Origin of the sequence: Aeromonas sp. QDB68 (assembly GCF_027707405.1) — a bacterium.
GTDB classification, from domain to species: Bacteria; Pseudomonadota; Gammaproteobacteria; order Enterobacterales; family Aeromonadaceae; genus Aeromonas; species Aeromonas caviae.
Genome location: NZ_JAPCIQ010000011.1, coordinates 17,651 through 41,523, shown reverse-complemented (window position 1 = coordinate 41,523; position 23,873 = coordinate 17,651). Strand labels below are relative to the sequence as shown.

Annotated in this window: 23 protein-coding genes and 3 tRNA genes; 19 read left to right on the top strand and 7 right to left on the bottom strand. The window is 62.1% G+C overall.

Going from position 1 to position 23,873, the window contains the following annotated elements:
* The first annotated feature begins 50 nt into the window (after window positions 1-50).
* The gene (locus PG892_RS05875) at window positions 51-560 is read left to right on the top strand and encodes a hypothetical protein (protein ID WP_039039694.1); all 510 of its coding nucleotides are present in this window, start codon (window positions 51-53) and stop codon (window positions 558-560) included.
* Window positions 561-614: 54 nt separating this feature from the next.
* Window positions 615-1,895 carry a sigma 54-interacting transcriptional regulator gene (locus tag PG892_RS05870; RefSeq protein WP_010675978.1) on the top strand — a complete coding sequence of 427 codons (1,281 nt, stop codon included), beginning with the start codon at window positions 615-617 and terminating at the stop codon, window positions 1,893-1,895.
* Between the two features lie 124 nt (window positions 1,896-2,019).
* Here the strand turns inward: PG892_RS05870 and PG892_RS05865 are convergent, their stop codons facing one another.
* Window positions 2,020-2,493, bottom strand: a complete 474-nt coding sequence (locus tag PG892_RS05865; RefSeq protein ID WP_042014355.1) for a DUF1097 domain-containing protein — start codon at window positions 2,491-2,493, stop codon at window positions 2,020-2,022.
* Between the two features lie 371 nt (window positions 2,494-2,864).
* Between PG892_RS05865 and msrP the strand changes: the two genes are divergently transcribed.
* Together msrP and PG892_RS05855 are read left to right on the top strand one after the other, a co-directional pair.
* A complete protein-coding gene (msrP, locus tag PG892_RS05860; protein WP_264787030.1) occupies window positions 2,865-3,875 on the top strand; it encodes a protein-methionine-sulfoxide reductase catalytic subunit MsrP in 1,011 nt (336 codons plus the stop codon).
* 91 nt (window positions 3,876-3,966) lie between these two features.
* Entirely contained in the window at window positions 3,967-4,620 is a 654-nt protein-coding gene (locus PG892_RS05855; protein ID WP_264787029.1) for a protein-methionine-sulfoxide reductase heme-binding subunit MsrQ, read from the top strand.
* Between the two features lie 10 nt (window positions 4,621-4,630).
* Here the strand turns inward: PG892_RS05855 and PG892_RS05850 are convergent, their stop codons facing one another.
* Window positions 4,631-4,873, bottom strand: a complete 243-nt coding sequence (locus PG892_RS05850; protein ID WP_270825221.1) for a PepSY domain-containing protein — start codon at window positions 4,871-4,873, stop codon at window positions 4,631-4,633.
* A gap of 66 nt (window positions 4,874-4,939) precedes the next feature.
* On the opposite strand from PG892_RS05850, the gene PG892_RS05845 reads away from it, so the two are divergent.
* The 4 genes from PG892_RS05845 (at window position 4,940) to PG892_RS05830 (ending at window position 7,959) form a co-directional block, all read left to right on the top strand.
* Complete coding sequence (locus PG892_RS05845) at window positions 4,940-5,272, top strand: PepSY domain-containing protein (protein WP_041211926.1); 333 nt, start codon at window positions 4,940-4,942, stop codon at window positions 5,270-5,272.
* A gap of 87 nt (window positions 5,273-5,359) precedes the next feature.
* Window positions 5,360-6,016, top strand: coding sequence for a response regulator transcription factor (locus PG892_RS05840; RefSeq protein ID WP_005332666.1), 657 nt, complete (start codon window positions 5,360-5,362; stop codon window positions 6,014-6,016).
* A gap of 32 nt (window positions 6,017-6,048) precedes the next feature.
* A complete protein-coding gene (locus tag PG892_RS05835; RefSeq protein ID WP_010675971.1) occupies window positions 6,049-7,395 on the top strand; it encodes a sensor histidine kinase in 1,347 nt (448 codons plus the stop codon).
* Between the two features lie 102 nt (window positions 7,396-7,497).
* Window positions 7,498-7,959 carry a hypothetical protein gene (locus PG892_RS05830; RefSeq protein ID WP_010675970.1) on the top strand — a complete coding sequence of 154 codons (462 nt, stop codon included), beginning with the start codon at window positions 7,498-7,500 and terminating at the stop codon, window positions 7,957-7,959.
* A gap of 362 nt (window positions 7,960-8,321) precedes the next feature.
* On the opposite strand, the gene torA is transcribed toward PG892_RS05830, so the two are convergent.
* Window positions 8,322-10,802 (bottom strand): trimethylamine-N-oxide reductase TorA, encoded by a 2,481-nt coding sequence (torA, locus tag PG892_RS05825; RefSeq protein ID WP_270825220.1) that lies wholly within the window; start codon window positions 10,800-10,802, stop codon window positions 8,322-8,324.
* Between the two features lie 22 nt (window positions 10,803-10,824).
* A complete protein-coding gene (locus PG892_RS05820; RefSeq protein WP_041211923.1) occupies window positions 10,825-11,955 on the bottom strand; it encodes a NapC/NirT family cytochrome c in 1,131 nt (376 codons plus the stop codon).
* Window positions 11,956-12,253: 298 nt separating this feature from the next.
* On the opposite strand from PG892_RS05820, the gene PG892_RS05815 reads away from it, so the two are divergent.
* The gene (locus tag PG892_RS05815; RefSeq protein ID WP_264787027.1) at window positions 12,254-14,269 is read left to right on the top strand and encodes a DNA topoisomerase III; all 2,016 of its coding nucleotides are present in this window, start codon (window positions 12,254-12,256) and stop codon (window positions 14,267-14,269) included.
* 73 nt (window positions 14,270-14,342) lie between these two features.
* Here PG892_RS05815 and PG892_RS05810 read toward each other — a convergent pair whose 3' ends face one another.
* Together PG892_RS05810 and PG892_RS05805 are read right to left on the bottom strand one after the other, a co-directional pair.
* Window positions 14,343-15,698, bottom strand: coding sequence for a TrkH family potassium uptake protein (locus tag PG892_RS05810; protein WP_264787026.1), 1,356 nt, complete (start codon window positions 15,696-15,698; stop codon window positions 14,343-14,345).
* On the bottom strand, window positions 15,695-16,348 hold the full coding sequence (locus tag PG892_RS05805; protein ID WP_010675965.1) for a potassium channel family protein: 654 nt from the start codon (window positions 16,346-16,348) through the stop codon (window positions 15,695-15,697). The genes PG892_RS05810 and PG892_RS05805 overlap by 4 nt, the downstream gene beginning before the upstream one ends.
* Before the next feature lie 125 nt (window positions 16,349-16,473).
* Here PG892_RS05805 and murB point away from each other — a divergent pair, with 125 nt between their 5' ends.
* Together murB and birA are read left to right on the top strand one after the other, a co-directional pair.
* The gene (gene murB, locus PG892_RS05800; RefSeq protein ID WP_270825219.1) at window positions 16,474-17,511 is read left to right on the top strand and encodes a UDP-N-acetylmuramate dehydrogenase; all 1,038 of its coding nucleotides are present in this window, start codon (window positions 16,474-16,476) and stop codon (window positions 17,509-17,511) included.
* Window positions 17,508-18,473: a bifunctional biotin--[acetyl-CoA-carboxylase] ligase/biotin operon repressor BirA gene (gene birA / locus PG892_RS05795; protein WP_201985301.1), complete on the top strand. Its 966-nt coding sequence runs from the start codon at window positions 17,508-17,510 to the stop codon at window positions 18,471-18,473. Before murB ends, birA begins: the two co-directional genes overlap by 4 nt.
* 76 nt (window positions 18,474-18,549) lie before the next feature.
* Here the strand turns inward: birA and coaA are convergent, their stop codons facing one another.
* Window positions 18,550-19,488, bottom strand: a complete 939-nt coding sequence (coaA, locus tag PG892_RS05790; protein ID WP_029314861.1) for a type I pantothenate kinase — start codon at window positions 19,486-19,488, stop codon at window positions 18,550-18,552.
* A 263-nt stretch (window positions 19,489-19,751) separates the two neighbouring features.
* On the opposite strand from coaA, the gene PG892_RS05785 reads away from it, so the two are divergent.
* The 8 genes from PG892_RS05785 to rplA all read left to right on the top strand — a co-directional run bounded on the left by PG892_RS05785 (window position 19,752) and on the right by rplA (window position 23,697).
* A tRNA-Tyr gene (locus PG892_RS05785) sits at window positions 19,752-19,836 on the top strand.
* 38 nt (window positions 19,837-19,874) lie between these two features.
* Window positions 19,875-19,949: transfer RNA gene (locus PG892_RS05780), tRNA-Gly, on the top strand.
* 172 nt (window positions 19,950-20,121) lie between these two features.
* Window positions 20,122-21,306, top strand: coding sequence for an elongation factor Tu (tuf, locus tag PG892_RS05775; protein WP_005306325.1), 1,185 nt, complete (start codon window positions 20,122-20,124; stop codon window positions 21,304-21,306).
* 52 nt (window positions 21,307-21,358) lie between these two features.
* Window positions 21,359-21,435: transfer RNA gene (locus tag PG892_RS05770), tRNA-Trp, on the top strand.
* Window positions 21,436-21,495: 60 nt separating this feature from the next.
* Window positions 21,496-21,867: a preprotein translocase subunit SecE gene (gene secE / locus PG892_RS05765; RefSeq protein ID WP_010675960.1), complete on the top strand. Its 372-nt coding sequence runs from the start codon at window positions 21,496-21,498 to the stop codon at window positions 21,865-21,867.
* A 9-nt stretch (window positions 21,868-21,876) separates the two neighbouring features.
* A complete protein-coding gene (gene nusG / locus PG892_RS05760) occupies window positions 21,877-22,428 on the top strand; it encodes a transcription termination/antitermination protein NusG (RefSeq protein WP_010675959.1) in 552 nt (183 codons plus the stop codon).
* A 134-nt stretch (window positions 22,429-22,562) separates the two neighbouring features.
* Window positions 22,563-22,991 (top strand): 50S ribosomal protein L11, encoded by a 429-nt coding sequence (rplK, locus tag PG892_RS05755; RefSeq protein ID WP_005306313.1) that lies wholly within the window; start codon window positions 22,563-22,565, stop codon window positions 22,989-22,991.
* 4 nt (window positions 22,992-22,995) lie between these two features.
* On the top strand, window positions 22,996-23,697 hold the full coding sequence (gene rplA / locus PG892_RS05750) for a 50S ribosomal protein L1 (RefSeq protein ID WP_010675958.1): 702 nt from the start codon (window positions 22,996-22,998) through the stop codon (window positions 23,695-23,697).
* Window positions 23,698-23,873: the final 176 nt, after the last annotated feature.

Below are 23,873 nucleotides of genomic sequence, written 5' to 3'. Positions count from 1 at the left end.
AGGAGCGGGCAGGTGCCTGTTCCCCACCAGGATCTGAAGTGACATTCAAGATGAAACGATTTGTGATTCCCGTATTGATGATAGGCCTGCTCGCTGGCTGTTCCCTGCTGCCTTCTACCAGCCTCACCGAGCCTTCCCAGGAGGCGATCGCCAGGCGGATGGAGTTTGCCAACAAGGAGATGCAGGTGCGCCTGCAATACTCGGACTGGCTGCTGGCCAGCCATCCCCAGCAGCGGATGCAGGAGCGCCAGCGACTGGCCGGCGCCACCGACCTCGAGAGCCGGGTCAGCCTGGCCATGGTCAACACCCACCCGTCCGAATCGGTGGCCAGCCGCCGGGCCGGGCTGGATCAGCTGAAGGCTCTGTTGCCGGAGCTCGGTCTCGATGCCCAGGCCTTCCTGCGCAGCTGGATCGCCCTCGGGGAGGAGCTGCTGGTGCGAGACAGCCGCCGCGACGATCAGAGTCAGGAGGTGAAGCGTCTGCGCCAGCAGATAGAGCAGCTCTCCGCCATCGACGAGCAGCTCAACCAGCGTAAGCTCAATGGGGGAGGTCAGCCATGACAGCTCCGGACCGCGCCGCAATGACCGCGTTTTTCGCCAAGAGGGGGTGAGAGCATGAGCCGTATTCTGCTGGTGGACGATGATGCCAGCCTGCTCAAGCTGATGAGCATGCGCCTGCGCAGCCAGGGTTACGAGGTGGATACCGCCGACAGCGCCGAAGGAGCGCTGGACAGGCTGCGCCAGCAGCGGGCCGACCTGGTGCTGAGCGATCTGCGCATGGGGGGCATGGACGGGCTGGCGCTGTTCGAGCGGATCCAGTCCCAGTGGCTCGGCATGCCGGTGATCATCATGACCGCCCACGGCACCATTCCCGACGCCATCCAGGCGACCCGCTCCGGGGTGTTCAGCTTCCTCACCAAGCCCATCGACAAGGACGAGCTGCTGGTCACCATAGAGCATGCTCTCAGCCTGACCCGTCCGAAGCAGCAGCAGGAGTGGCAGTCCCTCATCCAGACCCGCAACCCGCAGATGGAGCAATTGCTGATCCAGGCGAGCAGCATCGCCACCATGGACGTGCCCGTGCTGATCCTGGGTCCCTCCGGCGCCGGCAAGGGGGTGATGACCCAGGCGCTGCACCAGGCCAGCCACCGCCGCGACAAGCCGCTGCATACCATCAACTGTGCGGCTCTGCCCTGGCCCGCGCTGGACTTGCAGCTGTTTGGCGAGGATGGCCAGTCCGGCCTGTTTGCCGAGGCCAAAGGCGGCACCCTCTTCCTCGACGAGATAGGGGATCTGTCGGAGTCACTCCAGGCCAAGTTGCTCCAGGTGCTGGCGGAGTATGGTCAGGGTACCCCCGAGGTGCGGGTCATCAGCTCCAGCCATCAGGATCTGGTGACCGCCATGGAAGAGGGGCGTTTTCGCGAGGATCTCTTCTACCGCCTAAACGTGGCCAACATCACCCTGCCGCCTCTGAGCGCCCGCAGCGAGGACATCCCCCTGCTGGCCCGTCAGGCGCTGGACGATTACCGCAACCGTCACCCCGATTGCGCCGCCCTCGGCTTCTCGCCGGAGGCGCTGGCCCTGCTGGCCGCCGCGGCCTGGCCGGGCAACGTGCGCCAGCTCTGCGGGGTGGTGGAGCAGCTCGCGAGCCTCTGCTGCAGCCCGGTGATAGGCGCGGCCATGGTGGAGTCTGCCCTGAGTGGCGGCGGTGGCGGCATTCCCTCGTTCAACGAGGCGCGGGCCGAGTTTGAAAAGGAGTACCTGATCCGGTTGCTGCGCACCACGGAAGGCAATGTGACCCTGGCGGCCAACATGGCGGGGAGAAACCGCACCGATTTCTACAAGCTGCTGAATCGGCACGGCATCGAGGCGGCCAACTTCAAGTCGAAGGGATAAATGACAGAGGGGCGGCCGTCGATGACGGGCCGCCCCTCTGGTTCCGACCAAATCGGTTACCTTGTCAGGCTCAGGCTCAGGCTCAGGCTCAGGCTCAGGCTCAGGCTCAGGCTCAGGCTCAGGCTCAGGCCGGGTCGCTGACGCCGCCGGTGGAGAGGGTCTTCTGGGAGAGCCAGAGGCCGCTCGCCTTCATCAGATAGCCAAACAGGGCGCCGATGATGAGGGAGGGCAGAATGAGCCGCCACTCGCCTGCGGCGCCGAAGGTGGCACAGCACCCGGCGAAGGTGCCGGGAATGTAGGCGAGCCACTGCTGCCTGGCCTGCACGCACATCAGGGTGGCCACCACCCCTGTCATCAGATAACCCGCCATGCCGGCCCCCCACCAGGTCTCCCCGTGGATCAGCAGGAGTGCCCACAGCATGCCGGTGGTGTTGCACAGCAGGGTCTGCAACAGCGCCTTGTAACCGCCACTCGAGGCGAAGTAGCTGGTGCAGCCGAGGAAGCCGACCCAGGAGATGAGACCGAGTGCGGCGGCCAGTCCACCCCAGACGGCGGAGAGGATCCCGGTCGTGATGGCGATGGCGAACAGTGGGCTCATGGCGTGACTCTCAGTGGTTGAATCCGGAAAAGGAGGCAGCCTACTCCGCGGTAGAGCGGCAGCAAGCGGGGGCCGGATTGTGTGTGATCCCGGTCACTCTTTGCAACTCTGGAATACGCTTGCGCTCGCGAAAAAAATTCATTGGAGGCGCCGCAGACCTTGTTCCATAGTTAGAGGCCCTGTCCTGCTCATGGAGTGAGTCTGATGGTGCCAAACGTGATCGTTCCTCTGCTGGTGTTCGTAGTGCTCTTCCTGGCCGGTACCATGGCCAAGGCACTGCCCCTTTACCAACTCATGTAATTCTGTGTGAAATAAAACTCGGCCGGGGCGGGTCTTATGGTTGTCAACCTCATCGTCCCGGGAGTTTTTTCATGTTGATCAAGCGCCGTACTTCTCATCACCCCACCGAACAGGATGTCACGCCGGAAACCGTCTATCAGGATCGTCGCCGCATCCTGAAAGGGCTGGGCCTGGGCGTCGGTGCCGCCACCCTGGCGTTTCCGGTGAAGGCCAGCCTGCTGGATCTCTTCGCACCGGACAAGCTAGCCACCGTGGCCCCCACCAGACCCCTCGACATCCGTGCCGCGACCCGGCCAGAGGGATTGATCCTCACCCCGGAGGAGAAGGCCACCACCCACAACAATTTCTACGAGCTGGGGACCGACAAGGGGGATCCGGCCCGCAACGGCCATTACCTCAGGCCCGAGCCCTGGACCCTGAAGGTGGAAGGGGAGGTGGCCAAACCCTTCACCCTGGATGTGTGGGATCTCATCAACAAGAGCACGCTGGAGGAGCGCATCTATCGGCTGCGCTGCGTGGAGGCCTGGTCCATGGTATTGCCCTGGAGCGGCATTGCGCTGGCGGATCTGATCCGCCGTGCCGAGCCCACCAGTCGCGCCAAGTTCGTGGCCTTCGAGACGCTCTATGATCCGGAACAGTTGCCGGGGCAGGCCTCCCGAGCCCTGGGGGGCGGCATCGATTATCCCTATGTGGAGGGCTTGCGCCTCGACGAGGCCATGCACCCCCTCTCCTTCCTCGCCATGGGGCTCTATGGCAAGACCCTGCCCGCCCAGAACGGAGCTCCCATCCGGCTGGTGGTGCCCTGGAAGTACGGCTTCAAGAGCATCAAGAGCATCGTCTCCATCCGCCTGGTGGAGGAGATGCCCCCCACCACCTGGAACCTGCTGGCCCCCAACGAATATGGCTTCTACGCCAACGTCAACCCGAGCGTGGATCACCCGCGCTGGAGCCAGGCGAGCGAGCGTTTCATCGGCGAGGGGGGCATCTTCGGGGCCAAGCGCCAGCCGACCCTGATGTTCAATGGCTACGGCGACGAGGTGGCGTCCCTCTATCAGGGGATGGATCTGCGTAAATGGTATTGAGACTGACGCGCTGTCCGACTGATCTCTTGCCCCCTTCTCCCCTGGTGGGAGAGGGGATGAGAAGCGGGAAAAACATGACGGGAACTGCAATATGATGCCGAGACTGAAAACAGCCCATGTCAACGGCTTGCGGGCGCTGGTGCACCTTGGTTCGCTCGGCTTTCTGCTCTGGCTGGGCTATGCTGTGCCAGCCGGGCTGCTGGGGGGGGATCCGGTCCAGGGGCTGACCCATTACCTTGGCAATGGGGCCCTCCACCTGCTGTTGCTGACCCTGCTGGTGTCGCCGCTCGCCAAGCGCTGGCGCCAGGGGCAGCTCATCAAGTTGCGCCGCCCCCTCGGGCTCTGGTGCGCCGCCTGGGCGTCCCTGCACTTCATGGTCTGGCTGGGGCTGGATCTGCAGTTCGACTGGGGGCTGATTGGCGGCGAGCTGGTGAAGCGCAGCTACATAGTGGTGGGCATGGTGGCGCTGCTACTGTTGCTGGCGCTCGGCATCACCTCGATCCCGGCCCTGTTGCGGCGCATGGGGCCTGCCTGGCAGAAGCTGCACAACTGGATCTACGGGGTGGCTCTGCTGGTGCCGGTACACTACTGGTGGTCGGTCAAGAGTGGGTGGCAGGAGCCCCTCATCTATCTGGTGCTGGCCTGCGCCCTGCTGTGGCCCCGTCGGGAGAAACTGCTGCGCCCCTGGCGCAAGCGCCCGCAAGTGGCCAGGAGGGGGGCGGCGCAACAGCCGTCACGCCCATAGCAAAAGAGGCCTATTCGGCCTCTTTTCTGGTGATCTCGCCGGTGTTGGCATCGACCTGCAACTGGACGCGCTGATCGTCGGCATTCAGGGTATCGACCTCGAATTTGTCCCCTTCCAGCTCCACTTCCCGAATGTCGTGATACCCTTGTGCCAGCAACAACTTGACCAGTCCGGCCATGTCGAGACGTGTCTGCGCCGCCCAGCCAAAGGTGGAAAAGAGGCACAAGATCAGCAGGATACTGCGTGGGATCATAATTCCGGATTCATGGCTGGCACACTATAAACGGCATTATGTTAGGTTTTGAGAGATGAATCACCCATGAATAGCGCGCTGCCCCTGCTTGGATTGCTGCTGCCGATGCTGGTTCAGGCGGCCCAGCCGAACGAGGCCTTGCTGCAACAGGCGGTCAGCGAGGGGCGGGTCCGTCCTTTTCATGAGCTGATGGCGGTGGCCTCCCGCCTGCCGGTGCGGGTGCTGCGGGTCGATCTGGGTGAGGAGGATGGCGTCTGGCTCTACGAGCTCAGGCTCATCGACGAGGAGAACAGCGTCATCAAGGTGGGCTACCGGGCTGACAACCTGGAGATGGTGTGGCTCAAGGGCCACCATCTGGAACGCCTGTTCGCTCCGCGCCCGCCCCCGGAAGAGGAGTAACGGCGTGAGTCCGCGAACGTACCGCCATCCGGTTCGTCCCCCCAACCGTTGCCGGTGCTGGCACAACCCTGTTTTGGATACCCATGTATGCGCATTCTGATAGTTGAAGATGAAAAGATCCTCGCGGGCCAGCTGGCGGAACAGCTGCGTCTGTCCGGTTTCGTCACCGATCTCTGCCACGATGGCAACGAGGCGGGCTTTCTCGGCGAGACCGAACCCTATGACGCCATCATCCTGGATCTCGGCCTGCCCGGTCGCGACGGCCTGAGCGTACTGAAGGAGTGGCGCAGCAAGGGGATGGACACCCCGGTGCTGGTGCTGACCGCCCGTGGCCAGTTGCACGAGAAGATTGAAGGGCTCAACGCCGGGGCGGACGACTACCTCACCAAGCCCTTCCAGGTGGCGGAGCTGGTGGCGAGGGTGCAGGCGCTGGTGCGCCGGGCGGCGGGGAACGCCAGCTCCATCCTCGAGATCGGTGGCGTGCGTCTCGATATGGCGGCTTCCCAGGTGTGGTACGAAGGGACCCCCATCAAGCTCACCGCCCACGAGTTCCGGGTGCTGGGCTACCTGATGCAGCACAGGGGCAAGGTGGTGTCGCGCAGCGAGCTGATCGACCACATCTATGCTCAGGATTTCGATCGCGACTCCAACACCGTAGAAGTGTTCATCGGCCGCATTCGCAAGAAGACCCACGCCGATCTCATCGAGACGGTGCGCGGCCTCGGTTACCGGATCAACGAATGACACCCATCGCAACCGATGGCGGGGTGGGTTGAATGAGGTTGGTACGCACCCTGCGAGGTCGGCTGGTGGTGATCGCCATGGTCTGGTGCGGTCTCTTCCTGTTCGCCACCGGCTTCAGCCTGCAGACCATGATGCGCAACTACTGGCAGGAGGCGGAGGCCGATGGCCTGCGCCTGCAGCTCTACGATCTGCTCTCCCGCCTCGAGATCCAGCCGGACGGCATGCCGGTGGTCACCGAGCCCATGGCCGACCCCCGTTATCGCCAGCCCTACTCCGGCTACTACTGGCAACTGGAGCTGGGGGAGACGGTGGTCAGTCGCTCCCGTTCCCTGTGGGATGCCCATTTGAGCGCCCACGGCCTGAAGTCGGCCTTCGGCGATCCGGACCTCTTCGTCGGCAAGGGGCCCAACAAGGAGCCCCTGCTCATCATGACCCGTACCGTGCTGCTGCCGGGGTCTGATCGGGTCTTCACCCTGGTGATGGCCAAGGACAGCAGCGCCCTGACCCAGACCCTGAAGAAGACCCGCATCAGCCTGTTCCTCGGCCTCGGCTTCGCCGCCACCGGCCTGGTGCTCGGCTTCATGTTCCAGATCCTCTACGGCCTGCGCCCGCTGCACCTGCTGCGTCGCGAGCTGAGCCGCGTCCATCAGGGTCATCAGGAGGGGTTCCGGTTGCGTTACCCCCTGGAGATCCAGCCGCTGGTGGAGGACATCAACCGCCTGCTGCACCACTATGGCGAGCTGCTGCAACGAGCCCGTTCCCACACCGGCAACCTGGCCCACGCCCTCAAGACGCCGCTCAGCATCATGCGCAACCAGGTGACCCAGTTGCCGCCGGAGGATCAGGCCGCCCTCGGCGAGCAGCTCGACCAGATCCAGCGCCACATCGACTACCACCTCGGCAAGGCGCGGGTGACCGGCGCCGCCAAGATCCTCGGGGTGTCGACCCCGGTGCGGGCCCGGGTGGAGTACATCTGCCGCGCCTTCTCCCGCCTCTATCCCGGCAAGACGGTGGACTTGCAGGTGCCGGTCAATCTGGCGGTCGGGGTGGAGGAGCAGGACTTCGACGAGATGGTGGGCAACCTGCTGGAGAACGCCTTCAAGTGGTCCGCCAGCGAGCTGCGCATCTCCAGCGCCGAGCTGGGGGGCTGGATCACCCTGCGCATCGAGGACGACGGTCCCGGCATGAGCGAGGATCAGATCGCCAAGGCGGTGCTGCGGGGGGTGCGCCTCGACGAGAAGGTGCCGGGCTCCGGGCTCGGTCTCAACATCGTCTCGGATCTCGCGGAAGCTTATCGCGGCAGCCTCATCATGGGGCGGGCCGAGCTGGGGGGGCTCGCCGCTTCCCTCTCCCTGCCCAAGGTGGCCAGGGTCGAGTGACGGGGCTCCCCGTCGGGGGGCCCCTTTTGTGCCGCCGTGCTGGCAAGGGTGCGGCACCCGGCATAAGATACGTCTCTTGTTTCAGGTGTAGGAAGGGTAGCAATGACTGACGATCCTTGGGCTTTGTGCCATCTCGATGATTCGTTCGATGCCTCGGTGCTGGGCACCAAGGGGGCCCAGATCCAGTGGTTCGAGGACAGGGATGCCCTGATCCAGTTCCTGCTGGAGGACTTTGTCGACCTGCTGGCCGACGTGGGCGAGCTGGACGAGGATCAGACCGAGAGCGCCCGCGAGCGCTTCACCCTGCTGGTGGAGCAGAGCCTGGATGATCGCACCCTGATGGATGCCATCAACGATCTCGCCTCCGGCCTGCGCCGCATTGCCTGGCTGGGGCCCCTCTCCGAACTGGCGGAGTTGAGCGACGACTTCGCAAGCGGGCTGCGTGCCTTCTTCTGGAGCCAGTATGACGGTGACGAGGATGACCCCGAAGCCTGGGTGCCGGAAGATCTCTGGCCCCAGCTGGTGGAGTGTGCCGAAGAGTACATGGTGGAAGGAGACTTCTGATGCTCCTCCCGTACACCTTTCATTCCAGAGAATAAAGACGGCGCCTTCGGGCGCCGTCTTTATTGGCGGGAACGGAGGGGCCTGAGGGTGATCGGGCAGGAGGCGTGCGGGACGGGATCTGGGGTGGGCAGGGCTGCCCCGGAGCAGTTGGCCATGTGTATAAGCAAGCATCGGGTCATTATGGGAAAAGCCATAAGTTAAATTTATGCAGGGTGATCAGGCCCCTCAGGGGGCCCGTGAGCCGAGTCAGCCTCCCCGCAGGGGGATTACCCGCGCCTCCCCATGGCTGCCGAGGGTCATCCTTGCCAGCCCGGAATAAAAACGGCGCCTCTATGGCGCCGTTTTGTCTGCATGCAACCGCCTCAGCCGTTGGCCGGTACCTCGTGCGCCGTGTTGGCGAGCACTGGCCCGATATATTTCTCTATCTGCAATTGGGCCATGTGGCCGCAGTTGCCCTGGGCCAGACTGGACGAGCCCTCGTCGAAGGTGAGGCAGTTGACGTTGCCGTTCTTGCAGATGCTGCCCGCTTCGCCCGGCTTGGCCGGGTCATACCAGGCCCCTTCACACACCCGCACTACCCCGGGCCGGATATCGGCGGAGATCAGGGCCCCCACCAGGATCTGGCCGCGCTCGTTGAAGGCCCGCACCAGATCGCCATCCTGGATGCCGCGCGCCTTGGCGTCGTCTGGATGGATCAGGATCGCCTCCCGATCGGCGATGGCGAACTTGTCCCGCAGCGGGGTGTTGTCGAGCTGGGAGTGCAACCGCTGGGTCGGGTGGGAGGTGTTGAGCGACAGCGGATAGCGCGCCGCCACCTCGCTCTTCACCCACTCCTTGGGCTCATACCACTTGGGATGACCGGCGCAGTCGGCATAACCCATCCCCGCCACCGTGTTGGAGAAGATCTCGATCTTGCCGGACGGGGTACCGAGCGGGTTGAGCAGCGGGTTCTCGCGAAAATCGGCGTGACGGATCCACTGGCGGTTGGCCTCCGGGATCGGGAAGCGGATGTAGTTGTTGGACTCCCAGAACATGTTGAACGGCGGCAGCGCCACACGTGCGCCACGGGCCTGCGCCGCCATGCCGTCGTACATCTGCTTGAGCCACAGCATCTCGTCCTTCCCTTCGGTGTACTGCTCCTGCACGCCCAGCTTGGCGGCGATGGCGCTGAAGATGTCGAAGTCGTTGCGGGCTTCAAACTGGGGGGGCACGCACTGGTGCATCGGGAAGACGTAGCGCTGGGAGTAGTCGCCCCCCATCTCCAGGTCGTTGCGCTCGTAGCTGGTGGTGACCGGCAGCACGATGTCGGCGTGTTTGGCAGTCGCCGTCCAGTAGGGCTCGTGCACGATCACGGTCTGCGGCTTGCGCCACGCCTTAACCAGGTTGTTGGTGTCCTGATGGTGGTGGAAGGGGTTGCCCCCCGCTACGTAGACCAGCTTGATGTCCGGATAGGTCACCTTGCGGCCGTTGAAGTCGATGGTCTTGCCCGGATTGGCGAGGCAGTCGGCGATGCGGGCCACCGGGATCGGTGCCGGGCTGTTCTTCGGTGCGTTGCCGGCGGAGATCCCCGCCAGAATGCCGCCCTTGGCGGTGGGGCTGCCACCGGAGGAGTAGTGGTAGCTGAAGCCGTAGCCGCCCCCCGGCAGGCCGATCTGGCCCAGCATGGCAGCCAGAGTGACCAGCATCCAGTTGGGCTGCTCCCCGTGGTGCTGACGCTGCATGCCCCAACCGGCCATGATCATGGTGCGCTTGGCGGCCATGTCGAGGGCCAGCTGGCGAATCACCTTGGCCTCGACGCCGCAGATGGCGCTCGCCCACTCGGCGCTCTTGGGCTGGCCGTCCTCCTTGCCGAGCAGGTAGGCGAGGAAGGTGTCGAAGCCCACGGTGTAGCGATCGAGGAAGGCCTGATCGTGCTTCTTCTCGCTGTAGAGGGTGTGGGCCACCCCCAGCATCATGGCCACGTCTGTGTAGGCGTTCGGGGCAATCCACTCGGCGCCGACCAGCTTGGCGGTCTCGTTGTAGACGGGATCGATGCTGATGACCCGGGTGCCTTTCTCTTTCAGCGCCTTGAAGCCCGCTTGACCTTCGTGATCCGGCATGTTCCAGCTGTTCTTCAGGGTGACCTGGGCGTTGACCCCCCAGAGCACCACCAGTTCGGCGTGCTCCACCACGTTGGGCCAGGCGGTCTGCTGCTCGTACACCTCGATGGAGCCCATCACGTGGGACATGATCACCTGAGCCGCGCCGGTTGAGTAGTCACCGGCATAACCGGTGAAGCCGCCCGATAGGTTCATCAGGCGGTGCAGCAGGGTGCGGCTGTTGTGGAACATGCCGACACTCTTCCAGCCGTAGGAACCGGCGTGGATCGCCTGCGGGCCGAAATCAGACTGGACGCGCTGGATCTCGCCGGCCACCAGGTCGATGGCCTTCTCCCAGCTCACCCGTACCCACTCGTCGGCTCCGCGCAGCTCCGGTCTGGCGCCCGGGCCGTGCTCCAGCCAGCTTTTGCGCACCATGGGGTACTTGATGCGGTTCTTGGCGTGGACCTGGAACGGCGCCATGTCGATGAGGTCATTCGGTGCCGGATCGTCGGCCACCGGCTGGACCCGCACCATGCGGCCCTCGGAGACGATGGCCTCGAAGGCTCCCCAGTGGGCGCCGGTCAGGATGCCCTTCTGGGCGGGCACCAGGGTGGGGAACTGCTCAAGGGCCGTGCTGACGGCCTTGGCCAGGGCGCTTTTCGGGAAGAGACCAGCCAGCAGGGGCAAGGCGGCACAGGCCCCCAGCCCCTTGAGCAGAGTACGGCGGGAGAGGTTGGTCTGTTGGTCATTGAAAAAAGTCATGGGAGAGTCCTCTGTTCCTGCCTTAATGGGCCGCGCTCATGTCGCTGGCGTGTTTCTGCACGTATTGGGTGAGCATGCGCGCCTGCTCCGGGGTGAGGGAGGTACGAGACTCCATCCCCTTGATAACGCCGATCCACTGGTTGGCGTTGAAGTGATCCAGCGCGGTGAGGCCGTGACAGCCGGTGCAGTTGTTGGACATCAGGGTGGAGGCGTATTGCCACAGCTTGCCCTGGTCGCCGATGAGCTGGCTCTGGTCGACCCAGGCGGTCAGGCTGACCTGATGCCAGGTGAGGTTGGTGGCGCTGTCGGTTTCGCTCTTGCCGGTCACGAGGGCTTTTCTGGCGGCTTCGCCGACCAGCACGCTCAGGATCCGTTTGCCGGGGGCGGCGTAGAACACCTCGCTCACACCGTCCTGCTGCCAGCCGTCGATGCGCACCTGGGTGCGGCCGTTGTCGTTGGCCAGCACTTCCACCTGGGTGGAGGGCATCAGGGTGCCTTCGTCAGTCTTGGCGCCGGCATCCAGATAGAGCGGGGTGGTGGCGATGGCATAGCGGGTGGTGACGGTTACCGGGGTCTGGGCCGCGGCGGCGGCCAGTTCGCTGGCACCGGCGGCGGCCAGGCCGCTCATGTCCGGCATGATGTGGGCAACGCCGCGGTGACAGTCGATGCAGGTCTGACCCTCCTTGATGGCGACCGGGTGCTCGGCGCGGGCATTGGGGCGTTGGGCCAGGATGTCCATGGCGGCGTAGCTGTGGCAACTGCGACAGGTGGCGGAGTCATTGGCCTTGAGCTGATCCCACACGGTCTGGGCCATGCGCAGCTTGTGGGCCTCGTATTTCTCCGGGGTGTCGAGGGTGCCGATCGCCTCGTGATAGATGTCCTTCACGGCGCGGATCTTGGTCCAGAGATAGGCGGCGGGTTCACTGGGGATGTGGCAGTCGGCGCACTCGGCGCGGATCCCCTTCACGTTCTGGAAGTGGACGCTGCCCTGATATTCGGCGAGTGGGGTCTGCATGGAGTGGCAGGAGACGCAGAATTCGGTGGAGCTGGTCTTGTGCAGCACGGTGACGGTGACGCCCAGTGCGGCGATCCCCAGCAGGGCCCCGAGCAGCAGAAGCCAGAACCAGGTCTTTCTCAACAGTTTTCCAAGCATGGTGACGGTGTCCTTCGAATTCGGGTATTACCAATATAGTAGTAGTCCCAAGATTCAAAGGGTTGACCTCGGTCATGATTTTTATTTCGACATGTAAGTAATTTTTGGTTTTGTTTTTTGTTTGGACATGCTTTTTTGAATTTTAATCGCACTTTTACCCTTCAACGGGAGCGGGATGTGCTGTGGTGGGGGCGATGCCCAAGCCGGGGCGGGGAGGCCGCGCACCACCCCGGGGCTTGGGGTTTGCGGTGAGAGGATTGTATACTGTTCACATATACAGTATTCAGGTGTATCCATCATGCGACTCTTTATCGCCGAGAAACCCAGCCTTGGCCGTGCCATCGCCGATGTCCTCCCCAAACCGCACAAGAAGGGGGATGGTTTCATCGAGACGGCGCAGGGAGACGTGGTGACCTGGTGCATCGGCCACCTGCTGGAGCAGGCCGAGCCCGATGCCTACGATGCCGCCTACAAGCAGTGGCGCATGGAATCCCTTCCCATTGTCCCGACCCAGTGGCAGCTGGTGGCCAAACCCAAGACCAAGGCCCAGCTGGCCGTCATCAAGGGGCTCATCAAGCAGGCGGACTGCGTGGTCAACGCCGGTGACCCGGACAGGGAAGGGCAACTGCTGGTGGACGAGGTGATCGACTTTCTCGGCTATCCCAAGACCAAACCGGTTCAGCGCTGCCTCATCAGCGATCTCAATCCCCCCGCCGTGCGCCGCGCCCTCGACAAGCTCAGAGACAACAAGGAGTTCGTGCCGCTGGCGGTGTCGGCGCTGGCCCGTAGCCGTGCCGACTGGCTCTATGGCATCAACATGACCCGGGCCTATACCCTGCTTGGCCGCAAGGGGGGCTGCAGCGAACTGCTGTCGGTGGGTCGGGTACAGACCCCCTTGCTCGGTCTGGTGGTGCGCCGGGATCTCGAGATCGAGGCCTTCGTTCCCAAGCCGTTCTACGAGGTGATGGCCCATCTGTTGACCCAGGGCAACGAACGCTTCACCGCCAGGTGGCTGCCATCGGAGGCCTGTCTGCCCTGGCAGGATGAGGAGGGACGGGTGCTCAACCGGGCGCTGGCCGCCAAGGTGGTGGAGCGGATCCAGGGGCAACCCGCCCGGGTGGAGGCGGTGGAGGAGCAGGCGCGCAAGCAGGCGGCGCCGCTCCCCTACAACCTCTCCAGCCTGCAGATCGACGCGGCCAAGCGCTTTGGCATGGATGCCAAGCGGGTGCTGGATATCTGCCAGAGCCTCTACGAGCGGCACAAGCTCATCACCTATCCCAGATCCGACAGCCGCCATCTGCCGAGCGAGCACTTCAACCGGGCCGGCCAGGTGCGGGAGGCCATCGCCAGCACGGCCCCTGCGCTGGCCAGGGCGGTCGCCGAAGCGGATGGCAGGATCCGCAGCAAGGCGTGGAACGACAGCAAGGTGGATGCCCACCACGCCATCATTCCCACCGAGAAGAGGGGGAACGAGGGGAGCCTGGGGGCCGACGAGGCGAAGCTTTACGGCCTGATTGCCCGCCAGTATCTGCTGCAGTTCTACCCGCCGTTCGAGTACAACGACAGCAAGGTGTTGCTGCGCATCGCCGGAGGGCTGTTCCAGGCCAAGGCGCGCCGCATCCTCAAGGCGGGCTGGAAGGTGCTGCTCGGAGTGGAAGAGGATGACGAGGAGGAGGCGGGAACCCTGCCTGCCCTGAAAGAGGGGGAGGAACTGCTGTGCGAGCGGGGGGAGCTGCTGGAGAAGATGACCCAGCCCCCCAAGCCGTTTACCGATGCCACCCTGCTTGCCGCCATGACCGGCATCGCCCGTTATGTGCAAGATCCCGAGATCCGCAAGACCCTACGGGAGACCGACGGTCTGGGCACCGAGGCGACCCGGGCCGGGATCATCGATCTGCTGTTCAAGCGCCGCTTCCTGGTGCGCCAGGGCAAGAGCATCAAGGCCACCCCGACCGGGCGAGCCCTGGTCCAGGCGCTGCCCACGACCGCCACGACACCGGACATGACGGCACTGTGGGAGCAGAGTCTGGGTCAGATCGCCGAACGTCACGGCAGCTACCAGCAGTTCATGGGGCCGCTCACCGAGCAGCTCAACGGCCTGATCGAGGGGGCGCGGCAGGATTCCGGCGCCAGCTTCAGCGCGCTGCCCAAGGCGGCGCCCGGTGACAGCAAGCAACGCTTTGCCCGCCGCAAGCGGACTGGGTCCACCGCCGCACGCCCCCGCACGAGCACGGGCACGGGCAAGAGTGCTCGTGCGGGGAAGAGCCCTGGAAAGAGCACTGGTAAGGGGACGACCAGGGGCAAGGCTGCCTGAGGCTGGCGAGCGCTGTGATCACATAAAAATAAGAAGAGGGGTCAGTGGCCCCTCTTTACATGGATGGAGCGGCTTACCCCGTGTAGACGCTTTCTTCCGGATAACGGATGCGGGTCTCCACCGGGCGGGCCAGCATGATCGCCAGGGTGAGGGGTCCCAGACGGCCGCAGATCATCACCAGCACCAGGATCAGTTTGCCCGGTTCGCTCAGAGAAGCGGTGATGCCGGTGGACAGTCCCACGGTGGCAAAGGCCGAGATGGTCTCGAACATGATCTTGTCGAATGATTGCGACTCCGTGAGCATCAGCAGGAACATCGCCAGCATCAGCACCATGGTACTGACGATGATGATGGCCAGGGAGCGGGTCACTATCTGGGGTGACAGGGTGCGGCCGAAGGCGGTGACATGGGGGCGCTTGGTCAGAAACGCCCGGGTCGCCAGCAGGACGACGGCAAAGGTGGTGACCTTGATACCGCCCCCAGTCGAGGTCGCCCCGGCACCGATGAACATCAGCATCATCATGAACAGCAGGGAGGCCGGTACCATCTGGCCGATATCCACCGTGTTGAAGCCCGCCGTGCGCGCTGTGGCCGACTGGAAGAAGGCTGCCAGCCACTGGCTCCCGAAGGAGGCGTTGCCCAGGGTGCCCGAGTTGTTGTGCTCCAGCAGCCAGAACATCAGGGTCCCCAGCAGCAGCAGGGCAGGGGTCATCAGCAGCATCAGCTTGCTGTGCAGTTTCAGCTTGCGCCAGCGGCGGTTGCGCACCAGGTCGACGATGACAGTGAAGCCTACGCCCCCCAGGATCAGCAGAGCCGGTATGGTCAGGCTGATGAGGGGGTCATCCCGGTAGTCCATGAGGTTGTTGGCAAACAGCGAGAAGCCGGCGTTGTTGAAGGCCGACACCGCGTGGAAGAAGCTGACGTAGAGGCCGTGGCCCCAGCCCATGTCGGGCACCCAGCGAATGGCCATGATGGCGGTGCCGATCAGCTGGGCAATCAGGGCGAACAGGACGATGCGCTTCACCAGCTGGACGATGTTGACGGACCCCTCCTGGCCAAGCGCCTCCTTGGCCAGCACCTGTTGGCGCAGCCCGACCCGCTTGCTGAACATGGCGATGAGCAGCAGTGTCATGGTCATCTGGCCGAGACCACCAATCTCCATCAATATCAACAGGATGATCTGCCCCTGCAGGGTGAAGGCGGTGCCGGTATCCACCACCCCGAGGCCGGTCACGCTGATGGCGGAGGTGGCGGTGAACAGGGCGTTGATGACGGTGACCTCACCCTTGTGGCTGGAGGGCTGGACCAGAAACAGGGTGCCAACCAGCAGGATGATGAGGAAACTGCCCAGGATGAGCTTGGCCTCGCTCCAGCGGGAGTTGTCTTCCCGATGCAGGGTGAAGGCGTAGTTGCTGCGCCAGTTGATCATAGGGTGTCGAGCCAGTGATCGATGGCGTGCTTGTTGCCGGCCAGGATCAGGATGTCACCGAGTTGCAGCTCCATCTTGCCGGTCAGGACGTTGTGCAGCACCTCACCCCGCTTGATGGCCAACAGCTGGAAATCGCTTTGCTGCAGCAGGCGCAAGTCGGCCAGGGTGCGGGTGTTTTGCTGCAAACCGATCACGAACTCGGTCAGCACCATGTCGTGACCCAGCTCCAGGTAGTCGAACAGCCGGTTGTCCAGCATGCTCTGGGCCACCCGGCGGCCCATGTCCCACTCCGGGTTGATCACCTTGTCCGCGCCCACCTTCTGCAGGATCTTGGCGTGGAACTTGTCGCGGGCCTTGACCCAGACCTTCTTCACGCCCGCCTCTTTCAGCACCAGCGTGGTCAGGATGCTGGTCTCCAGGTTGTCGCCGATGGCGACAAAGACGATGTCGAAATTCGCCAGGCCCAGTTCGGCGACCGTGGCCTCGTCGGTGGCATCGGCCACGATGACGTGGTTGCAGAGGGTGGCTATCTGGCGGGTCTTGCTCTCGTCGATGTCGATGGCCAGTACCTCGGCATTCTGGCGCTGCAACTCTTCGCACAAGGCGCTGCCAAACAGGCCCAGGCCGATGACGGCGAATTGATTGTTCATGCATGCTTCCTCAGCGGGATGAAGGGGTTACTCTACTCCAGAGCCCTGAGTCCGAAAAGTGTCCGGGTTTTTTGTCCCGGGGGATCTGGGGTAAACTGCGCCCTTGTCCTTGTCGGAACACACAGATGAAACTCACCCCCCACGCCTCCCTGTCGACCCTCAATACTATGGGCCTGGACGCACACTGCCTCTGGCTGGCCGATGTGACCCGGCCGGATGATCTCGCGCAACTGCGGACCAACCCGGAGTTGTCCACCTTGCCGCGCCTGGTGCTGGGAGGAGGAAGCAACATCCTGTTCTGCGATGACTTTGCCGGTCTGGTGGTCCACAACGGCCTGAAAGGGATCACGCTGCACGAGGAGTCCGAGCACTGGCTGCTACACGTGGCGGCAGGTGAAAACTGGCACGAGCTGGTATGTCACGCCCTGCAACAGGGCTGGCACGGGCTGGAGAATCTGGCACTCATTCCCGGGACGGTCGGGGCGGCCCCGGTACAGAACATCGGTGCCTACGGGGTCGAGCTGGCCAGCGTCTGTGCCTACGTGGAGGCGTTCAACTGGCAGAGTGGCGAGGTTGAGCGCATCGCGGCGGCCGACTGCCGGTTCGGTTACCGTGACAGCATCTTCAAGCACGACTATCAGGACTCCCACTTCATCACCGCCGTCGGTCTGCGCCTGTCCAAGGCATGGCGCCCGGTCGCCGGTTATGGCCCGCTGGCGGCGCTGGGAGATGCCCCTTCGCCACAGGCCATTTTCGACACCGTCTGTGCTACCCGCATGGCCAAGCTGCCGGATCCGGCGGTGCTGGGCAACGCGGGCAGTTTCTTCAAAAACCCTGTGGTGCCCGCCGCCCTGGCCGAGACCCTGAAACAGCAATACCCGCAGATGCCCTGCTACCCCGCAGCAGAAGGGCAGGCCAAGCTGGCGGCTGGCTGGCTCATCGATCAATGCGGTCTCAAGGGGTTTGCCATCGGTCGTGCCGCCGTCCATCAGGAGCAGGCGCTGGTGCTGGTGAATCTGGGGGGCGCCAGCGCCATGGAGCTCATCGCGCTGGCGGCCCACGTCCGCGACAGCGTGGAGCACCAGTTCGGTGTGGTGCTGGAACACGAGGTGCGCTTCATGGGGCGCAGCGGTGAAACCTGGCTCGACGAGGTACTGGCATGACCCTGACCCCCGTCAGACAGACCCTGATCACCCTGCTCAGCGACGGCCAGTTTCATTCCGGCGAGCAGCTGGGCGAGCGCCTTGGCATCAGCCGGGCGGCGGTGAGCAAGCACATGGCCGCGCTCAAGGATCTGGGGCTGGATCTCTTCAGCCTGACCGGCAAGGGCTATCGGCTGGCGGTGCCCATGGCCCTCTATGACGAGGGGTGGCTGCAGGCAGAGGCACCGATGGCACCGGTGCACTGCTTCCCTGTCATCGACTCCACCAACCAGTACCTGCTGGAGCGGGTCAACACCCTGAGCTCCGGGGAAAGCTGTCTGGCCGAGTGCCAGACCGCCGGGCGGGGACGTCGTGGCAAACCCTGGGTTTCTCCCTTCGGTTGCCAGCTGATCCTGAGCATGTACTGGCGGCTTGAGCAGGGCATGGCGGCCGCCATGGGACTGAGTCTCGCGGTCGGCGTGGCGGTGGTCGAGGCGCTGGAGTCCCTCGGTTATCCCGGGGTGGAGCTCAAGTGGCCGAACGACCTCTATTACCAGGGCCGCAAGCTGGCGGGCATCCTGGTAGAGATGAGCGGCAGTGCGGGTGCCAGCTGCCATCTGGTGATCGGGGTCGGCCTCAATCTGGCGATGCCGAGTCGGGAGGGGGAGAAGATCGATCAGGCCTGGTCCGAGCTGCGCCATATCCAGCCCGAGCTGGTGGATCGCAACGAGCTGGCCGCCTGCGTGCTGCTGCACCTGCAGCAGGCCATGCAGACCTTCGAACAGACGGGACTGGCGAGTTTCGTCGAGAGCTGGAACCGGCTTGACCACTTCGCCGGCCAGCCGGTGAAGCTGCTGATGGGAGAGCAGGTGATCCGCGGGATTGCCCGGGGGATCGACGAACGCGGAGCCCTGCGTCTGGAGACGGAAGAGGGGCTCAAGCTCTATCTGGGAGGGGAACTCTCCCTGCGGCGGGGTGACTGACCTCGTACGCTCATGAGGACTGAATGAAAGAGGGGGCCTGCGGGCCCCCTCTTTCATGTATGCACTGCGACAGTGGTCACTTGCGCAGCTTGATCTGCTCGATGGCGTGCTCGTTGCCCTTGGTGAGGATGAGGTTGGCCCGCTCCCGGGTCGGCAAGATGTTCTCTTGCAGGTTCAGGTAGTTGATATCCTGCCAGATGTTGTTGGCGATCTCGGTCGCCTCGCTCTCGGCCAGCTTGGCGTAGTGGTGGAAATAGGAGTCGGGATCCGAGAAGGCGCCGCTGCGGAATTTGAGAAAACGATCGATGTACCAGGTGCGCAGCAGCTCGGCATCGGCATCCACATAGATGGAAAAGTCGACGAAGTCCGACACGAACACGCGATGAGGGTCCTGGGGATAGTCCATGCCGCTTTGCAGCACATTGAGCCCTTCCAGGATCAGGATGTCCGGCTGCTCCACCACCTTCTTCTCGTCGGGCAGGATGTCATAGATGAGGTGGGAGTAAACGGGGGCCTCGACCTTCTCGTGGCCGGCGCGGATATTGGCGACAAACTCCACCAGATGGCGGATGTCATAAGACTCGGGGAACCCCTTGCGGCGCATCAGGCCACGGGCTTCCAGCTCCTTGTTGGGAAACAGGAAGCCGTCGGTGGTGACCAGCTCCACCCTGGGGTGCTCCGGCCAGCGCTCCAGCAGTGCCTGAAGGATACGGGCCGTGGTGCTCTTTCCCCCCGCCACGCTGCCGGCGATACTGATGATATAGGTGCCCTTGCCGCGGGACTGACCGAGAAACTGCTCCAGCACCCGGCTGCGGCGCTGCTTGGCCTTGACGTAGAGATTGAGGAGACGGGAGAGGGGCAGATAGATCTCTTCCACTTCCCGCAATGACACCTTCTCGTTGATCCCGCGCAGGGTCTGCAGATCGTGCTCGGTCAGGGTCAGGGGGACCGCATCGCGCAATAACGCCCATTGTTCGCGGGTGAATTGCAAATAGGGGTTATGCTCTGTCGTCATGGTGTCATCACTGTTTCTTGGGCAGGGCGACCATACACCAAGGGATCGGGAGCGACAAGGGACGCGTCCGGTCGGGACGGAGAAGGAGCGTTTTTTTGCCTGTATCCCGGCATAAATGCACATTTTGCAAGGTGCAATGGTTGCATCCCCAAAATCCTTACCATAAAATGCGCGACGCTTGGATGTCTGTCGTCTATTTGCCCAGCAAAAGCGACAAAAACAACGGGTGCAAGCAGAATTACCGTTGTGGCATTTATGCAACTGGAGGGGTTCCCGAGCGGCCAAAGGGATCAGACTGTAAATCTGACGGCTCTGCCTTCGAAGGTTCGAATCCTTCTCCCTCCACCATATTTCTCTGCGGTTTGAGTTCTTTGGGTTAGAGAAATGCGGGCATCGTATAATGGCTATTACCTCAGCCTTCCAAGCTGATGATGCGGGTTCGATTCCCGCTGCCCGCTCCAAGATGCTGATATGGCTCAGGTAATTCTGAGAGCCACACCTTAGGGTGAGTTCGGCAATCGAACCAGCCTGTCAGCACCAACCTCTCTACTCCCCTTGATTCAAATCCATCATATAAACTGTTCTGTGGTTAGCTTGCCACCGCGTACTCAGCGTTAGTTTAGAGGGACGATCATGTCTAAAGAAAAATTTGAGCGTAATAAACCGCACGTTAACGTGGGTACCATCGGCCACGTTGACCACGGTAAAACCACCCTGACCGCCGCCATCACCAACGTGCTGGCCAAGCACTTCGGTGGTAAAGCTTTCGCCTTCGACCAGATCGACAAGGCACCGGAAGAGCGTGAGCGTGGTATCACCATCAACACCTCCCACGTAGAATACGACACTGCTACCCGCCACTACGCTCACGTAGATTGCCCGGGTCACGCCGACTACGTTAAAAACATGATCACCGGTGCTGCCCAGATGGACGGCGCAATCCTGGTAGTAGCAGCGACTGACGGCCCGATGCCGCAGACTCGTGAGCACATCCTGCTGGGTCGTCAGGTAGGCGTTCCGTACATCATCGTGTTCATGAACAAGTGCGACATGGTAGATGACGAAGAGCTGCTGGAACTGGTCGAGATGGAAGTTCGCGAACTGCTGTCCGAGTACGACTTCCCGGGTGATGACCTGCCGGTAGTCCGTGGTTCCGCACTGAAAGCGCTGGAAGGCGAAGCTCAGTGGGAAGAGAAGATCCTGGAACTGGCTGGCCACCTGGACACCTACATTCCGGAGCCGGAGCGTGCCATTGACCAGCCGTTCCTGATGCCTATCGAAGACGTCTTCTCCATCGCAGGCCGTGGTACCGTAGTTACCGGTCGTGTAGAGCGCGGTATCGTCAAGGTTGGTGAAGAAGTGGAAATCGTTGGTATCAAAGATACCACCAAGACCACCTGTACCGGCGTTGAAATGTTCCGCAAACTGCTGGACGAAGGTCGTGCAGGTGAGAACGTTGGCGCACTGCTGCGTGGCGTGAAGCGTGAAGACGTAGAGCGTGGTCAGGTACTGGCCAAGCCGGGCACCATCAAGCCGCACACCAAGTTTGAATCTGAAGTGTACGTGCTGTCCAAAGAAGAAGGTGGTCGTCATACCCCGTTCTTCAAGGGCTACCGTCCGCAGTTCTACTTCCGTACTACCGACGTGACCGGTACCATCGAACTGCCGGAAGGCGTAGAGATGGTAATGCCGGGCGACAACATCAAGATGGTTGTTACCCTGATTGCGCCGATCGCGATGGACGACGGCCTGCGTTTCGCCATCCGTGAAGGTGGCCGTACCGTAGGTGCTGGTGTTGTAGCCAAAGTTATCGCTTAATCTTGGCTTACATAAATAAAGCAAAGCCCCTATAATAGGGGCTTTCTTATGCAGGGGCGTAGTTCGAATTGGTAGAACAGCGGTCTCCAAAACCGATGGTTGCGGGTTCGAGTCCTGCCGCCCCTGCCATATACCTCGTCTCGTACGGGGCTTTTGTGTCTTTGGTTACGTCAGATACAGGTGGGTTGTATGAGTGTTAGTTCTGAGGGTCAGGGCGGAAGCAAGGATACCCTGCTTTGGGGCCTGGTTTTCATCATCCTGGCGGCCGCTGTAGTGGGCAATTACCTGCTGAGCGACGTTATTGCTGCTGTCCGCGCCCTGGGTGTGGTCGTTGTCATCGCCGCTGCCGGTGCAGTGGCCCTGCAAACCACCAAGGGCAAGGCAACACTGGCGTTTGCCCGTGAGTCTCGCCTGGAAGTCCGCAAGGTCGTATGGCCGACCCGTCAGGAAGCCATTCAGACAACCCTGATTGTGCTGGCGGTGACTGCCGTGATGGGGCTGCTGCTGTTCGTGTTGGACGGCGCCTTGGTCTGGTTGGTCAACCTGATTACCGGTGTGTAAGGATAAGCCATGACTGAACAACGTGAACAGCGTATGAGATGGTATGTCGTGCAGGCATTTTCCGGCTATGAAGGCCGTGTTGCCAAATCCCTGCGTGAACATATCAAGATGCATGGCATGGAAGAGCTGTTTGGTGAAGTGCTGGTCCCGACCGAAGAAGTGGTCGAGATGCGTGCTGGCCAGAAGCGCAAGAGTGAGCGCAAATTTTTCCCGGGATACGTCCTGGTCCAGATGGTGATGGATGAAACCACATGGCACCTGGTACGCAATGTACCACGTGTAATGGGTTTCATCGGCGGTACCTCCGATCGCCCTGCTCCTATCTCCGATAAGGAAGCGGATGCCATCCTCAATCGTCTGCAAGATGCCCACGACAAGCCGCGTCCGAAAACCCTGTTTGAACCGGGTGAGATGGTCCGGGTTGCCGATGGTCCGTTCGCCGACTTCAACGGTACCGTTGAAGAGGTGGACTACGAAAAGAGCCGCGTGAAGGTCTCCGTACTGATCTTCGGCCGCTCAACGCCGGTAGAACTGGATTTTGGTCAGGTCGAAAAAGGCTGATTAATCTCTGTACGTTTAACGGTTGTCAGGGGCAGCGATTATCTCTATAATTCGCTGCCCCTTTATTTGTTGGGGAGCCGTTTGCAGGAGCATGTCTCCGAGGCGTTAGAACCCATTTTTGAGGTATTTTTGTAATGGCTAAGAAAGTCACAGCTTATATCAAGCTGCAAGTTAAGGCTGGCAGTGCTAACCCCAGCCCTCCCGTTGGTCCTGCTCTGGGTCAGCACGGTGTGAACATCATGGAATTCTGTAAGGCATTCAACGCCCGTACAGAAAAGCTGGAAAAAGGTTCTCCGACACCGGTCGTGATCACCGTTTACAGCGACCGTTCCTTCACCTTCGAAACCAAGACTCCGCCCGCTTCCTTCCTGCTGAAGAAAGCCGCTGGTATCCAGTCTGGTTCCGCCAAGCCGAACAAAGACAAGGTTGGTAAGGTGACTGTGGCTCAGCTGCAAGAAATCGCCAAGACCAAAGAGCCGGATATGACTGGTGCCGATCTGGATGCAAAAGTACGTTGCATCGCCGGTTCCGCTCGTTCCATGGGCCTGGTAGTGGAGGAGTAAGACAATGGCTAAACTGTCCAAGCGTATGCGCGTTATTCGCGAAAAAGTTGACGGTACCAAAGAGTACTCCATCAACGAAGCCATTGCCCTGCTGAAAGAACTGGCTACCGCCAAGTTCGTTGAAAGCGTTGACGTTGCCGTTAACCTGGGTATCGATGCTCGTAAATCCGACCAGAACGTACGTGGTGCAACTGTACTGCCTCACGGTACCGGTCGTGACATCCGTGTCGCCGTGTTCACCCAGGGTGCCAATGCCGAAGCCGCCAAGGCTGCCGGTGCTGAACTGGTTGGTATGGACGACCTGGCCGAGCTGGTCAAGAAAGGCGAGATGAACTTCGACGTCGTCATCGCATCCCCGGATGCCATGCGTGTTGTTGGTCAACTGGGTCAAATCCTGGGCCCGCGCGGTCTGATGCCTAACCCGAAAGTGGGTACCGTCACTCCGAACGTAGCCGAAGCCGTCAAGAACGCCAAGGCTGGTCAGGTTCGTTACCGTAACGATAAGAACGGTATCATTCATACCACTCTGGGCAAGGTCTCTTTCAACGAAGTTCAGCTGAAAGAAAACCTGGAAGCGCTGCTGGTTGCCTTGAAGAAGGCCAAGCCGTCCTCCGCCAAGGGTGTATTCATCAAGAAAGTCAGCATCTCCACCACCATGGGTGCCGGTGTTGCCGTAGACCAAGCTTCCCTGGAAGCTCAGGCCTAATTGATGGGTTTTACAAGGCGCAAAATTTAATCTATAATTTTGCGCCTTGATTGGTTGGGGGTTTCGACCTCCGTCCAAGACCGCAGGAGGCCGCAAAGCCTTAATTCTTCCTGCGTAGACGGTGCCGGAAACCCAGCGAGAAAGATTCTTTCTCTTCTGGAATCCTGCTACCGCAT